Raw genomic sequence first — 14,062 nt, forward strand, 5'->3', positions numbered from 1 at the left:
GCCGACTATTCAGGCCGGACGCAGGAAGATCGGCCGGGCGATCAGCGCGCAGATGGCGGCCGCCAGCCAGACGCCGGACCAGGACCAGAGGTGCAAGAGCCCCGGAATGGCCACCGGCACCAGAAAGAAGCCGACAAAAACAAAGGTGTTGGCAAGGCTGAGCGCGGTCCCGACATGGCTGGCCCCGGCAAGGGTGGCAAGCTCGGTGTAGGCGACGCCGTGCCAGGCGGAGACGGAGATGCCTGCGACAATAAGCACGACTGGAAGGACCGCCAAGCAGATGAGCTGGCCGCCCGGAACGGTTGGGCCGAACAGGACCAGCAGCCAAAGCATGGCGAAGGCAAGGGCGCTGAACGCGCTGCACAAGCGAAGAAATTGGCGGCGGTTGCCGTGACAGTCGGTGAAGCGGCCGCTCCAGATGCGCATGACCATGGCGCCGATCTGAACGGCGGCGAGGCTCGCGCTGATCGCCGCCGTTCCCAATCCAACGAAATCGTGCAGGAACACGGAGGCGAAGGTGAGCACGGCCACCTGCGGAAAGCAGAGCAGGCCGATGGCGGTCGCGATACGCCAAACATCGCGATTGCGCAGCGGCGCCGGTCCGGCCACAGAAGCCGCAGCGAGATGATCCTTGCCCGCCGTCGGCGGCTCGTGCAGCCAGCGCCAGGCGAACAGGGCAGACAGAGCGGATGCACCCGCCAGCACCCCGAACACCGCGCCAAAGCCGAAAGCCAGAGCAAGCGAGGGCAGTATGAGGGCCCCAAGGCCGCCGCCGAGCGGCACCGCCGTCTGCCTGATGCTCATTGCAAAGCCGCGCTCGTTTTCCCGGAACCAGCCCATGATGGCGCGGCCGCTCGAACCGTTGACGCTGCCGCCGAGCAGTCCGGTGATGAGCAGGCTCGCGGCGAGCAGCGTGACATCGGGAGTACCGGCCTTTGTCGGCACAACCAGCATCGCCATGACCAGGAGCCACACCGCCGTCGCGCCGAGCCCGATCAGGAGCACGCGGCGATCGCCCCAGCGATCGGTGAGCAGGCCCCAGGGCAGTTCGCTGAGCGCGACCCCCAGCCCGAGAAGGCCGAGCGCCAGGCCGAGCTCGGCATTGCCCAGGTGATAGCCCTGGCGAAGAACGACCGCCGTCGCCGGGATGCCGGAGAACGTAGCCGAGAAGGCGGCATTGGCGGCGACGCCGATGCCCAGAACCTTCCAGCGATGGCCGGGCTTGAATACCCTTTCGGCGGAACCGGCTGCCGTATCTTCCAGGAGTTCTGACGGCTGCCGGTCGGCGCAATTGACAATGGCGGACATGACTTCATTTCCCGTGCTGGCCAGTGGTCCCGCCTTGACGATCTGTCCCTACCGCCATAATTTCATCCTGAAAATCAGGAAGTTTTTGACATACAATCCTGAAAATCGGGACTTCACACATGCGACGCGTAACTTTCGACCTCGACGTCCTGCGCAGTTTCGTCACCGGTATGGAACTGGGTAGCTTTGCCAAGGCCGCTGACCGGCTTGGCCGGTCGACGTCGGCGGTCAGCGCGCAATTGAAGAAACTGGAAGAACAGGCAGCGACGCCGATCTTCCGCAAATCAGGACGCGGCCTCGCTTTGACCGAGGCCGGCGAGACTATGCTCGGCTATGCGCGCCGGCTGATCGAATTGAATGACGAGGCGGCATCCGCCATCCATGATGTCGAGTTGGAAGGCTGGGTACGGCTCGGCTTGCAGGAAGATTTCGGCGAGGCGGTGCTGCCGGACGTGCTCGGCCGATTTGCCCGGGCGCACCCCAAGGTCAAGATCGAAGCCAGGATCGCACGCAGCCACGACCTTGCCGAAAGGGTCATGTCAGGCAGTCTCGACATCGCGCTCGCCTGGCACTGCGGCGAAACGCTGCCCTACAGCCAGCATGTCGCCGATGTGCCGATGCGTTGGATCGGGCCGGCAAAGCGCATCGAGACCAGCCTGCGCCACGGTGAGCCACTGCCGCTGGTGGCGCTCGAGGCGCCATGCCTTTTGCGTACGGTTGCAACTGAAACGCTCGACCGTGCCGGCCTGTCGTGGCGGATGGCCTTTTCCAGCCCAAGCCTTGGCGGCATCTGGGCCGCGGTTGCTGCGGGGCTGGGGCTGACGATCCGCACCGACATCGGCCTGCCGGCCAGCGTCAGCGCAATGACGCCGGAGATCGCCGGATTGCCCGCCCTGCCCAAGATGGCGTTGTTCCTGCATCGCAAGGACGCCGAGGCGGAGCCGGTGGCGGCCCGCCTCGGCGATATCCTGCTGGACGCCGCACGGCAAGCGCTGCCCGAAAATGCGCGGGTCAGCGACAACGGCCTGCGCAACGTGGCGTGATCATGAAGCGCCAGGTGGGCGCCGACGATCAGTTGCGTTTCTTGTTTGACCTGCCGGCGAACGGGTTGTCCGACGTGCGCAGCGCAATGCGGATCGGCACGCCGGGCATGTCGAAGGCTTCGCGCAGGCTGTTGGAGAGGTAGCGGACATAGGATTGCGGCATCGCGTCGGGCCGCGAGCACTGGACGACGAAGCCCGGCGGACGGGTCTTGGCCTGGGTGACGTACTTGACCTTCAGCCGGCGCCCGGCAACAGCAGGCGGCGGATGATGCGCCAGGATGCCCTCCAGCCAGCGGTTGAGCTTGCCGGTCGAGACGCGGCTGTTCCACACCTTGTGGGTCTTGATGACGGCATCCATCAGCTTGTCGAGGCCGCGCCCGGTCTCGGCCGAGACGGGTACGGCCTGCATGCCGCGCGCCTGGGGAAGAAGCCGTTCCGTCTTCTCGCGCAGTTCGGCCAGAAGCTCCTGGGGATGGTCGATCAGATCCCATTTGTTGAAGGCGATCACCGGCGCCCGGCCTTCCCTGATGATCAGGTCGGCGATCTGCAGATCCTGCTTCTCGAAGGGGATGGTGGCGTCGAGGACGATGATGACGATCTCGGCAAACCGGATGGCGCGCAGACCGTCCTGCACCGACATCACTTCCAGCTTTTCGTGGATCCTGGCCTTGCGGCGCATGCCGGCCGTGTCGAACAGTTTCAGGCGGCGGCCATGCCAATCCCAATCGACCGAGATCGAATCACGGGTGATGCCGGCTTCCGGTCCGGTGAGCAGCCGCTCTTCACCGATCAGCGCGTTGATCAGCGTCGACTTGCCGGCATTGGGGCGGCCGACGACGGCAATGCGCATCGGTTTGGTGTCGTCATAGGCGTGCTCGGCATCCGGATCGGCGATATCCTCGCCGATCAGCACCTCGCCGGCAGCGACGTCTTCGTCTTCGCCATCTTCTTCTTCGCCGAAGGCGCGCGCTTCGCCGAGCGCGCCGATCACGGCGTCGCGCAAATCGGGCATGCCCTGGCCATGCTCGGCCGAAACCGGGATCGGCTCGCCAAGGCCGAGCTCCCAGGCTTCCAGCATGCCGCCCTGGGCGCCCTTCGCCTCGGCCTTGTTGGCGACCAGCACGACCGGCTTGCCGGACTTGCGCACGATCTCGGCGAAGGTCCTGTCGTCAGGCAACAGGCCGGACTTGGCGTCGATGGTGAAGAAGATCAGGTCGGCTTCGCGGATGGCGATCTCGGTCTGCGCACGCATGCGGCCGGGCAAGGTCGAGGCGCCAGCGTCCTCGAAGCCGGCGGTGTCGATGACATCGAAATGCAGGTCGTAGAGCTTGGCGGCATGGACGCGACGGTCGCGGGTGACGCCCGGCGTGTCGTCGACGAGCGCCAGCTTCCTTCCCACCAGCCGATTGAAAAGAGTCGATTTGCCGACGTTAGGTCTGCCGATGATGGCGACTTTGAAGGTCACGACGCACTGCCCGACCCGCGGATCAGCTCGGACATCAATGTTGCGCGCTCGCGGGTGTTGCGCGGGGCGCCGTCATCGGCGGCGATCTGGTCGAACAGTTTCAGCGCATCCTGCGTCTTGCCTTCCTTCCAGGCGGAAAGGCCGAGTGCCTCGCGCGCCGTGTGGCGCAGCGTGTTGGTGTCGGATGTGAGCGCTTCGACACGGCTGGAGACGTCGGCAAAGGAGCCGTGGTCGACAAGCAGCAGTGCTGCTCGCAGGCGCGCCATGTCGCGAATGCCCTGGGGAATGGCCGTATCGGCGGCGACTTCGTCGAAATCCTTGACGGCGGCGGGGACGTCACCCTTGTTCGCCTTGACGGTCGCGCCGCGCATGCGGGCGAGCAATGGATAAGCGCCGTAGCCATCCTTCTCCAACTGATCGAGCGCGGTCAGCGCCTCATCGTTCTTGCCGTCATTGGCGAGCTTCAGCGCCTGCGAGAACGCATCGCCCGAGCGGTTGGCGCGCGTCTCGTCCCAATAGCGGTAGCCGACGAAGGCGGCGGTGCCGAGCACCACGAGGATCGCAACGACAATCAGAGCGGGGCCAAAACGGTCCCACAGCGCCTGCGCCTGTTCGCGACGGATCTCGTCGTTGACTTCACGGATGAAACTGTCGTCGGACATCAAATCAAACCATTCCTGCCCCGTCGGGCGTTTGTCAGCCCGCGTTTTAGCGAAATTTTGCCGGCATGGAAGGGGTTCAACCGGAAAATCGCCTATTGTCCGGGGCAAACGGATGTTTGCCCCGGACAAGCAGCCGAAAAGGCTCATCGCACCCACGCCACATTTAGGCGATAGCCGGCGTGCAGACGTTCCCCGAGTGAAGATCAGATTGCCTATGCTTCGTCCGTTCCGCGTTGTTGCGTTTTCGCTTGCCGCGCTCACCACTGGTGGCGGGGCTTTGGCCGATCCGCCGGTGCCGGCAAAGCCGAAACAGGTCGTCATCATGTCATTCGACAGCGCCCGCGATATTTCGCAATGGAAACGCAGCCGGGCATTGGCTGAGCGCACCGGCGCGCATTTCACCTATTTTCTGTCCTGCGTCTTCCTGCTGTCGACGGAGACGCGCAAGGAGTACACCGCACCCGGCAAAAGCGCCGGCAAATCCAACATCGGCTTTGCCGCCTCCAAGCAGGAAGTCACCGAGCGGCTCGAACAGATCGGCCTTGCCGCGCATGAAGGCCACGACATCGCCAGCCATGGCTGCGGCCATTTCGACGGCAAGGACTGGAGCAAGGCGGACTGGCTGAAAGAGTTCAGTTCGTTCGAGCACATTCTCGAAAACGCCTATGCGATCAACGGCATTGCACCCGAACCACAGGGCTGGCGCGATTTCGCGCGGCATGCGGTGGTCGGCTTTCGCGCGCCGTACCTGTCGACCAGCAAGGCGCTTTACGAAGCGCTGCCGGCGGCCGGATATCAATTCGATGCCAGCGGCGTCTCGCAAGGCCCTGCCCGACCGACGGCCAGCAACGGCATCATGCACTTTTCCCTGCCTCAGATTCCCGAAGGACCGAAGTCGCGGCCGGTGATTGCCATGGACTACAATCTCTATGTCAGGCATTCCGGCGGCTTCGAGCGGCCAAGCCAAGCGGGCGAGTTCGCCAACCGGACCTATGCTGCCTTCCGCGCCGCCTTCGACAGGCAGTATGCGGGAAAACGCATTCCGCTGGAACTCGGCTTCCACTTCGCGCTGATGAATGACGGCGCCTACTGGAACGCGCTGGAGCGCTTTGCCGGCGACGTCTGCGTCAAGGCGGATGTCGAATGCATCAGTTTTCGCGACTATGTCTCGCGCCAGGATGCTGCCCCGAAGCAGGTTTCGGTCGGCGGCTGAGCCGCCAACCCGGTTCGATTTCCAACCTCGACCTTTAGGCTGGGTCCTCGGCGCCCTGCCTTGCCAGATAGCGCTGGTCGATTTCAGGCAGCGGCTCGCCTTGGAGCGTCGCCTCGAAGGCGCGCAGGCGCTTGTGGACCGATTGCAGCTCGACGATGGTCGACCAGGAGGTGAGCAGAAACTGCAGCGAACCGGTCACCTTGCCGAACGCGTTCGAAATCTGGTTCAGCGCGCCGAACGTTATCTTGTGCGCCACCAGCGAGGGACCGAGGATCAGCAGCGAGAAAATGTTGTCGGCCTGCAGGTAGGTGTAACGGACGACGTTGAAATAGATGTAGTGAAAATAGAGCCTGAAATAATTGTGACGAACATTCTCGAACAGCTCGGCGGTGGTGGCCGGCTGGGCCCGGTCCGCATGATCCTCGCCGTAGACGAGTTCCTTGCGGTAGGCGGCTTCGACACGCTGGTTGCGGAACTGCAGCCCTGGAAGCTTCAGACCGGCAACCATGACCGAGATCGTCCCGAACAGACACCAGGCAAGGGCCGCGACAACCAATGGCTGCGGGATCGCGCCGATAATCGGCAACTCGGTGATATGGGCCTGCAACTGGATCATGACCGGCAGGAATGCGATCAACGTCATGATCGACTGGACGAAGCTGGAGCCGAGATCTTCCATGATCTGCGAGAACCGCATCGTGTCTTCCTGGATACGCTGCGAGGCACCCTCGATATGGCGCAGCCTGCCCCAGTTCTCGACGAAGTAGTTGTTCATCGCCGTGCGCCAACGGAAGATCCAGTGACTGACGATGAAGGCATTGACCACCTGCACATTCATGCCGACCAGCGCCAGCCACGAAAAATCGGCCAATCCGATATAAAATTCGCTGTTGGTAGACTTTCCAGTCCCCGACATCAGGCCCTGCACATAGTCGAAGAAAGGCCCATACCAGGCGTTGACGGCGACACTGACCTGCACATTGAAATAGATGAAGAACAGAATGACCGCGGTCATCAGGATCGACCAGCGCTGCCATGGATGCGGCGAATACCAACTCCAGAATGCATAGAAGACGAGCACGCAGAACGCGAAATAGAGATAGAACCAGAGGAACGGCTTCGATACGAGGATGGCGATGCCGATGAGGGGCGGCGCGCCGGCCGCGGCGGGCGGCAATCCGAAAACCGCACCCAATTGTTCACCACCGAAGAACCAGAACAGGATCGCCGCAAGGCTCCAGACGGCGGCCGAAGTGAAAAAGAGCTTCGGCTGCGGGAAAAAGGATACGAACACTGTGGCGAATTCCTCGATCTAGGCGCAAATCAGCTGACGACAGCGGGCATAAAGTCACACATTAGTGGGAAAGAAAATGCCCGTGCCCGATGCCCGGCACAGCAAGCCCACAATCATGGCGATTTTGGCGCAGCCGACCATGTGATGGCGCCGGAGACGACCAGCATGGTTGCGGCGGTGATCGAGGCGAGGAAGAAATCGCCGGACATTTGCGCCAGAAATCCGGCTGCGACCGGACCGATGATCTGGCCAAGGCCGAACGCAGCCGTCATCAGGGCAAAGATCCGCCGCGGCGCCTCTGGCGCCTGCTGCCGGGCGGCTTGCAGGCCAAATGCGGTGATGGCAATGAAGGTGCCGCCGAGCAGCACGCCGGCAAGCAGCGGCCCGGTGGCTCCGCCGATGGCGACGCTGGCGGTGACGCCGGCAACTTCGATGAAGCACGCCAGCGCATAGGCGGCATAGAGGCCGGTCCGGGCCGCGATCTTCTGCCAGAGCCAGACGGAGGGAAAGCCCGCAAGACCGGCGACCATCCACACCATGGCCTCGAAGATGCGGCTGCCGCCGCCTTGCCGAACGATGGCGACCAGGAATGTCGCCGTCACCACATAGCCAAAGCCGAACAGGCCGTAGGCGATGATGACCTTGACCAACGACCGGTCCATCCGCAGTGCCGGCTCGCGGGTGACTTCGCCGTTGCCGAGCGGACCCTCATTGACCAACAGAGCGACGAGGACGAAACCACAGGCCGAAATCGTCGCCGACCACAGCCAGCCTGCCGCCCAGCCCGAATGCTCGGCGACCAGCACCGCCATCATCGCCGCCGATGCCGCTATGCCGAGCCCGACGCCGCCGAAATGCCAGGCCTGCAGGTCGTTGCGACCGGCAGCCGCGATATGGCTGAACACGATGCTGGCCATGAACACCATGACGAAGGCGCTGGCCAGACCGGCCAGAAAGCGGATGGCGAGAAAGGCCGCCATCGCTTCGGTCAGCCCCATCAGCGCGGCAAGGACCGCACTGGCGCCAAGCCCCGCCAGCATCAGCAGGCGCTCGCGCCCATGCGCCCAGCCGCCCGCCGCTGCCAACGCGCCGACGAGGTAGCCGAGATAATTGGCCGACGCGATCCAGCCGGCATCGGCAGGCGACAGATGCAGTTCCTGCATCATCCCGGGCAGGATCGGCGTGTAGACGAAACGGCCGATGCCCATGGCAATCGCCATGGCAATCATGCCGGCGAGAGCGAACCGCAGCGCTGTCGAGGTGGCTGATGTCATTGCACTGCACAATAAGTGCAGGGATCGCTGAAACAATCGCCATCTGTTGGGCCAGTGCGTACGCGGGACGTGCTCGCCTCGACTTTCCTCGAACCGGAACGCTTGGCACCTGCTCAGCAGCGACCGCCGGCGCATAGTGGAACCGTCTCGTGCACTGTCCGCCGTGCCGTCAGCCTGAACGGCACATCGCCCAGTTCGCGCTCCGACATGGTGTTCAGCACCGGATGCGAAAGCGGATCGATCAGCCATCTCTGCGTTTCGCTGTCCTGGCGCGGCTCATGCGAAGTAGTCGCAGCGAAAAAGACCCTCAGCGATGACGACAAGATCCTCAGCATTTCCGGCTCCACGGGTCTGTCTCTCCCGACAAAATCTGCCGTTTAGACATGCCTTCAATTGAGATTTCAGCCGGATCAGTTTAGAAAAACTCAATGGCCATGCTCAACCGCGTCCATCTCAACGGCCTCCGCGCCGTCGAAACCGTTGCCCGGCTCGGATCGCTGGCGGCGGCGGCCGGTGAACTCAACGTTTCCGTCAGCGCCGTCAGCCAGCAGATAAGCCGTACCGAAAAACAGCTCGGCCAGGCGCTGTTCGAGCGAACGGCGAGCGGTCTGGTGCTGACTGAGTTCGGCACCGTCTTCGCGGCCCGCCTTGGTGCTGGATTTCGTGAGCTTTCCCAGGCCGTGGCGCTGGCCGACGAGGCTACGCAATGCACATTGGTGGTTTCGGTGGCGCCGGCCTTTGCCTCGAAGTGGCTGTTGCCCAGACTATCTCGCCACTTCGACCGGCATCCCAACGTGCTGCTGCGCATCGACGCTTCGGTGCGGCTGGCCAATCTCGATCACTCGGACATCGACATCGCCATCCGGCTCGGCGACGGCAAATGGCCGGGCGGGCGCACGGAACTGCTCCTGGCGCAGGAAGTCTTCCCGGTCTGCGCGCCGCCGATCGCCCAAAAACTGAAATCGATCGAGGACCTTGCCCAGACCTGCGCGATTACCGACGAGCGGGCGATGATCAACTGGGAAAGCTGGTTCGAAACGGCCGGTGTCCCACCTGTCACCTTCCTCAAGGGTGCGCGTTTCACCGACCCGATGCTGTGCCTGGAGTCGGCGATTGCCGGCCATGGCGTGATGCTGGGCTGGCAATTGCTCGCCGCGGATGCGCTGGCCGACGGGCGGCTGGTGGCGCCTTTCGGAATCCGCGCCCAGAGCGGGCTCGGCTATTGGCTGGTGACCTCGTCCGTCAAGGCGGAAAGCCGCAAGGTCCGGGATTTCAAGCTCTGGATCAGGGAAGAGATCGAGGCAACCATGGCGCGGTTCGGGTCCGCGAACGCAGAACCCACCGTCGCGATCGCGGTGGAAAGGACGGAGGCACCGAGCTATGTAGAGTCGGACATCAAACTACGACAGGCAGGATCATGACCACACATTCGCGCGGCGTTTCCGCATCGATCGACCCGGTGAAGCTCGACAGGCTGGCGGAAGTCGCCATCAAGGTCGGGCTGCAATTGCAGCCAGGCCAGGATCTGGTGTTGACTTCGTCGATCGCGGCACTGCCGTTGACCAGGCGGATCGTCGAGCATGCCTACAAGGCCGGCGCCGGGCTGGTGACGCCAATCTTCAACGATGACGAGATGACGCTGGCCCGCTACCGTTTCGGCGCCGACGCGAGCTTCGACCGCGCCGCCGGCTGGCTTTATGAGGGCATGGCGAAAGCCTTTGCCAACAATGCGGCCAGGCTTGCCGTGCGCGGCGAGGATCCATCGCTGTTGTCGGCTCAGGATCCGGCGAAGGTGGCGCGCGCCAACAAGGCGAATTCGATGGCGTATCAGCCGGCGCTGGAAAAGATCACCGGCTTCGACATCAACTGGAACATCGTCGCCTATCCGGACCTCGCCTGGGCCAGACAGGTCTTCCCCGGCGATGCCGACGACGTTGCCGTGGTGAAGCTTGCCGATGCCATCTTCGCCGCCTCGCGGGTCGATGTGGAGGACCCGATCGGCAACTGGAAAGCGCACAACGCAGCGCTGCGCAGCCGCACCGAATGGCTCAACGGCCATAATTTCCATGCGCTGCATTTCACCGGGCCAGGCACCGACCTGACCGTTGGGCTGGCGGACGGCCATGAATGGATGGGCGGCGCCTCGACCGCCAAGAACGGCATCACCTGCAACCCCAACATCCCGACCGAGGAGGTCTTCACCACGCCGCACGCAAGGCGGGTCGAGGGTCATGTTTCCTCGACCAAGCCGCTGTCCTACCAGGGCACGCTGATCGACGACATTTCGGTGCGTTTCGAAGAAGGCAGGATCGTCGAGGCCAAGGCATCGAAGGGCGAGGACGTGCTGAAGAAGGTGCTCGATACGGATGAGGGCGCGCGCCGCCTCGGCGAGGTGGCGCTGGTGCCACATTCCTCGCCGATCTCGGCGAGCGGGCTGTTGTTCTTCAACACGCTGTTCGATGAGAACGCCGCCTGCCACATCGCGCTCGGCCAGTGCTATTCGAAGTGCTTCGTCGACGGCGCCTCGCTCAGCCAGGACGAGATCGCGGCGCGCGGCGGCAACAAGAGTTTAATCCACATCGACTGGATGATCGGCTCGGACAAGATCGACATCGATGGCGTTCACAAGGACGGCGCCCGCGTGCCCGTCATGCGCAAGGGCGAGTGGGCCTGACCCGCTTACGGAGGGTCCGATGGCCTTCGACCTAGCGGTCAAGCGTATCTACGAGCCACCCGCGCCCGATGACGGGCAACGGGTTCTGGTCGACCGAATCTGGCCACGCGGCGTCAGCAAGGAGGACGCCGCGCTGGCGCTGTGGCTGAAGGACATCGCGCCGAGCGACGATCTGCGCAAATGGTTCGGCCATGAGGCGGCGCGCTGGGCTGAGTTTCAGAAGCAGTACCGAGTTGAGTTGGACGGGAATGAAGATGCGGTGGGTGAATTGCGCGGCCTGCTTCGCCACGGCAAGGTGACACTGCTCTACGGCGCGCATGATGAGAAGCACAACAATGCGGTGGCGCTGGCGGCATTTCTCAGAAAGACGGATTGAAGGGCGCCCACAATCTGTAAGGTCGGCGATTGGCCAATCTCCCCCCTTGCGGGGGAGATGCCCGGCAGGGCAGAGGGGGGTGCTGTCCCGCCGACCTGTCAGCCAATCACCGGCCAAATTCTGAGACGAACAGTCAAAGGGTGGCGATCCTTCACACCCCCCTCTGGCCTGCCGGCCATCCCCCGCAAGGGGGGAGATTGGCAGCGTCGCCTTCTCGCTACGCTACTTCACCGCCGCCTGATAAACATCAGCCTTGAACCCCACCAGAATCCGATCACCGACCTCCAGCACCGGCCGCTTGATCACGGTCGGCTTGGCCAGCATCAACGCCTTGGCCTTCTTTTCATCCAGGCCCTGCTTGTCCTTTTCCGCCAGTTCGCGAAACGTCGTACTCGCCTTGTTGAGCAGCTTTTCCCAGCCGACCTTGCCAACCCAGCCGTCAAGACGCTTGGCGTCCAGCCCCTCTGCCCTGAAATCGTGAAAACGGTAGGAAACATCATGGCCCTCCAGCCAGACGCGCGCCTTCTTGACGGTGTCGCAGGTGGTGAAGCCGTAGATGATGATCGTCAAAACAGCGGCCCTTCCGATTTCGAATCTGACCGCAGATTAAGGACGCTCTGCGCGCTTTGCCAGCGGTCGCACCGGTGTCCCAGTGTTTTTGGGCTTGTCAACACTAAGGAATTTTCCTAAGTATTTTCGAGCCGCTTTCGACGACACCCGGGATGACCAATGACAAGCCTTCAGACCACAACTCCGAGCCGTCCACCGATCGACGGCATCTTTCGCGCACTGTCCGATCCGACGCGGCGACGCGTGGTGGAGCGGCTGAACCGCAGCCCTGCCTCGGTCAGCGAGCTTGCCCAACCGTTCGACATGGCCCTGCCCTCCTTCATCGAACATCTCAAAATCCTCGAAGGTTGCGGGCTGGTGCGCTCGCAAAAGACCGGCCGGGTCAGGACCTATCAACTGGCACCCGAGCCGCTGAAGCTTGCCGAAAACTGGCTGGCCGAACAGCGCACGCTGTGGGAGCGCCGCCTCGACCAGTTCGACGCCTATGTGATGACCCTCCAGGAGACAGAAAAATGATCTATCCCCTCAAGCCGGATCCCAGGCTGGACCTCGTGCTGGAGCGCGTCATCGATGCGCCGCGCGAATTGCTGTGGCGCGCCTTGACGACGCCTGAGCATGTCAAGCAATGGTTCACGCCTAGGCCTTGGATGATCACCGACTGCGAGATCGACCTCAGGCCGGGCGGTCTGTTCCGGACGCGCATGCAGTCGCCCGACGGCAATGAGGTCAACGACCGCCATTGCTGCTATCTCGAAATCGTGCCGAACGAGCGGCTGGTGTGGACGGATGCATTGTTGCCGGGTTACCGGCCGTCAGGGGAACCCTTCATCACCGCTGTCATTTCCTTGCAGCCGGACGGCAAGGGCACGCGCTACACCGCCACCGCCATCCATGGCGACGAGGCGACCCGCAACAACCATGAAGAGATGGGTTTCTTCGACGGCTGGGGCACGGTGGCCGATCAGCTTGCGCAGTACGTGAAGACCATTTGAGCCTCTCACATGGCGGCCTGGGACATCGTCCCGGCCGCCATGCTTATTTTTCAACCTTCAGCGACGAGACCGAGCTCCCGCAAGCCGATGGTATTTCACGGCCTCAATAATAGAAGCGCTCTTCGGTGATCTTGCCGTTTTTGACCGTGTAGAGGCCAACTTCATCCATGGTGACACGCTCGCCGGTAGCCTTGGGCGTTATGTCGAACTTGAAGCGCACCGCGAACTGGTCTCCGTTGACGTAGGGGCCCTCGACCGAGCCGCCATGCACTTCATTGTTCTCCTGCCACCATTGGCCCTTCTGCCTGAGCGCCTCCTTGCCATGGGAGATGGCCATCGGCCCCGCCATGGCTTCGAGACTGATTATATCATCGGCGTTGTACTTCTCGGCAGCAGCTTCGTTATCGCCCTGCTTGAGCAGCTCGGTGAAATCCTTGGCAATTTCCGCGATGGTCATTTGTATTCCTCCTGTCAGACGCACTGCAAATGGGGAACAGCTTGCTGGCCTCCATCGTCGGAACGTGCGGTAGCTGACAATCCGTGTCAGGACGGATCGCCCAGCTTGCGAACTACGATGCCAACGGCAAAGGCCAACGATCCAGGAAGAGGTATTTTGTCAGGCCGCGCAGGCTGTGAACAAAGATGAAGTCATGGGCAACGAAGCTGATCGGTTCGATGGGCTGCCGAGAGATGAACTTTTGATCGTAGGCAAGTGTCAGATGCGGAACGAAATGATCCGACGCTTTGAGCCCATTCCTGAGCATCTCGACACCAAGCAATTTGTGAAGTTCAAAAACCGGTCCATCATCGGCGAGAAGCACAAATGGGCGATGAGGTGGCCTGCCCCTTGTTGCCGGGCGACCGGGAAAGCTGCCGACGTGGCCAAACGTGACCTCGAAAGCAGGCATGTGGACACGCTGACCCGATCGAGATCCCGCAAAGACGGTCTTGGACCGCAGCCGCTTGTAGTCGCCGGCATGTTGCAGGCTCAGATGGAACCGTTCAGCCGACAGCAGCGATTCACCGACTTCATGTCGATGACAAAGCTGCGTCTGCAGATTGGCGAATGAACCATAGTCCTTCGGCTGCAAGAACAACCCGAAGAAGGCACGATCCGGCCGCTTCGGTTGCCACGGAGGCTCTGGTATGCCGAAATCGAATTCACCTTGCCGATACATACCCATACGCCCG

16 protein-coding genes are annotated in these 14,062 nt (G+C 62.7%); 7 read left to right on the forward strand and 9 right to left on the reverse strand.

The features are described from left to right. Positions 1–9: 9 nt before the first annotated feature. Entirely contained in the window at positions 10–1,308 is a 1,299-nt protein-coding gene (locus tag NKH97_RS01725; protein WP_352722806.1) for an MFS transporter, read from the reverse strand. Between the two features lie 119 nt (positions 1,309–1,427). Between NKH97_RS01725 and NKH97_RS01730 the strand changes: the two genes are divergently transcribed. Next, entirely contained in the window at positions 1,428–2,351 is a 924-nt protein-coding gene (locus tag NKH97_RS01730) for a LysR substrate-binding domain-containing protein (RefSeq protein ID WP_352440007.1), read from the forward strand. 28 nt (positions 2,352–2,379) lie between these two features. On the opposite strand, the gene der is transcribed toward NKH97_RS01730, so the two are convergent. Both der and NKH97_RS01740 read right to left on the reverse strand, forming a co-directional pair. After that, the gene (gene der, locus NKH97_RS01735) at positions 2,380–3,816 is read right to left on the reverse strand and encodes a ribosome biogenesis GTPase Der (RefSeq protein WP_352609401.1); all 1,437 of its coding nucleotides are present in this window, start codon (positions 3,814–3,816) and stop codon (positions 2,380–2,382) included. Further along, entirely contained in the window at positions 3,813–4,478 is a 666-nt protein-coding gene (locus NKH97_RS01740) for a tetratricopeptide repeat protein (protein WP_023808683.1), read from the reverse strand. The genes der and NKH97_RS01740 overlap by 4 nt, the downstream gene beginning before the upstream one ends. 214 nt (positions 4,479–4,692) lie before the next feature. On the opposite strand from NKH97_RS01740, the gene NKH97_RS01745 reads away from it, so the two are divergent. Further along, a complete protein-coding gene (locus NKH97_RS01745; protein ID WP_352795299.1) occupies positions 4,693–5,691 on the forward strand; it encodes a polysaccharide deacetylase family protein in 999 nt (332 codons plus the stop codon). Between the two features lie 34 nt (positions 5,692–5,725). Here NKH97_RS01745 and sbmA read toward each other — a convergent pair whose 3' ends face one another. The 3 genes from sbmA to NKH97_RS01760 all read right to left on the reverse strand — a co-directional run bounded on the left by sbmA (position 5,726) and on the right by NKH97_RS01760 (position 8,594). Next, positions 5,726–6,985, reverse strand: coding sequence for a peptide antibiotic transporter SbmA (gene sbmA, locus NKH97_RS01750; RefSeq protein WP_023808685.1), 1,260 nt, complete (start codon positions 6,983–6,985; stop codon positions 5,726–5,728). 113 nt (positions 6,986–7,098) lie between these two features. Next, positions 7,099–8,259, reverse strand: a complete 1,161-nt coding sequence (locus NKH97_RS01755) for a YbfB/YjiJ family MFS transporter (RefSeq protein WP_128302465.1) — start codon at positions 8,257–8,259, stop codon at positions 7,099–7,101. Positions 8,260–8,372: 113 nt separating this feature from the next. Further along, positions 8,373–8,594, reverse strand: coding sequence for a hypothetical protein (locus tag NKH97_RS01760; RefSeq protein WP_128302464.1), 222 nt, complete (start codon positions 8,592–8,594; stop codon positions 8,373–8,375). 93 nt (positions 8,595–8,687) lie between these two features. On the opposite strand from NKH97_RS01760, the gene NKH97_RS01765 reads away from it, so the two are divergent. From NKH97_RS01765 to NKH97_RS01775, 3 genes are read left to right on the forward strand one after another with little or no spacing between them, the layout of a single operon-like run. Next, the gene (locus tag NKH97_RS01765) at positions 8,688–9,680 is read left to right on the forward strand and encodes a LysR substrate-binding domain-containing protein (protein WP_352795260.1); all 993 of its coding nucleotides are present in this window, start codon (positions 8,688–8,690) and stop codon (positions 9,678–9,680) included. Then, on the forward strand, positions 9,677–10,933 hold the full coding sequence (locus NKH97_RS01770; protein ID WP_023808689.1) for an aminopeptidase: 1,257 nt from the start codon (positions 9,677–9,679) through the stop codon (positions 10,931–10,933). The genes NKH97_RS01765 and NKH97_RS01770 overlap by 4 nt, the downstream gene beginning before the upstream one ends. 19 nt (positions 10,934–10,952) lie before the next feature. Continuing rightward, positions 10,953–11,309: a DUF488 domain-containing protein gene (locus tag NKH97_RS01775; protein ID WP_128302461.1), complete on the forward strand. Its 357-nt coding sequence runs from the start codon at positions 10,953–10,955 to the stop codon at positions 11,307–11,309. 222 nt (positions 11,310–11,531) lie between these two features. Here NKH97_RS01775 and NKH97_RS01780 read toward each other — a convergent pair whose 3' ends face one another. Further along, positions 11,532–11,879, reverse strand: coding sequence for an ArsC family reductase (locus NKH97_RS01780; protein ID WP_352722811.1), 348 nt, complete (start codon positions 11,877–11,879; stop codon positions 11,532–11,534). 159 nt (positions 11,880–12,038) lie between these two features. Here NKH97_RS01780 and NKH97_RS01785 point away from each other — a divergent pair, with 159 nt between their 5' ends. Both NKH97_RS01785 and NKH97_RS01790 read left to right on the forward strand, forming a co-directional pair. Continuing rightward, positions 12,039–12,395, forward strand: a complete 357-nt coding sequence (locus NKH97_RS01785) for an ArsR/SmtB family transcription factor (RefSeq protein WP_023808692.1) — start codon at positions 12,039–12,041, stop codon at positions 12,393–12,395. Continuing rightward, on the forward strand, positions 12,392–12,871 hold the full coding sequence (locus NKH97_RS01790; protein ID WP_023808693.1) for an SRPBCC family protein: 480 nt from the start codon (positions 12,392–12,394) through the stop codon (positions 12,869–12,871). The genes NKH97_RS01785 and NKH97_RS01790 overlap by 4 nt, the downstream gene beginning before the upstream one ends. Positions 12,872–12,974: 103 nt before the next feature. On the opposite strand, the gene NKH97_RS01795 is transcribed toward NKH97_RS01790, so the two are convergent. Together NKH97_RS01795 and NKH97_RS01800 are read right to left on the reverse strand one after the other, a co-directional pair. Further along, entirely contained in the window at positions 12,975–13,328 is a 354-nt protein-coding gene (locus NKH97_RS01795) for a nuclear transport factor 2 family protein (protein ID WP_023808694.1), read from the reverse strand. A 112-nt stretch (positions 13,329–13,440) separates the two neighbouring features. Next, complete coding sequence (locus NKH97_RS01800) at positions 13,441–14,049, reverse strand: 2'-5' RNA ligase family protein (RefSeq protein WP_128302459.1); 609 nt, start codon at positions 14,047–14,049, stop codon at positions 13,441–13,443. Positions 14,050–14,062: the final 13 nt, after the last annotated feature.

The sequence above is a fragment of the Mesorhizobium sp. M0870 genome, from assembly GCF_040319775.1.
Classification (GTDB): domain Bacteria; phylum Pseudomonadota; class Alphaproteobacteria; order Rhizobiales; family Rhizobiaceae; genus Mesorhizobium.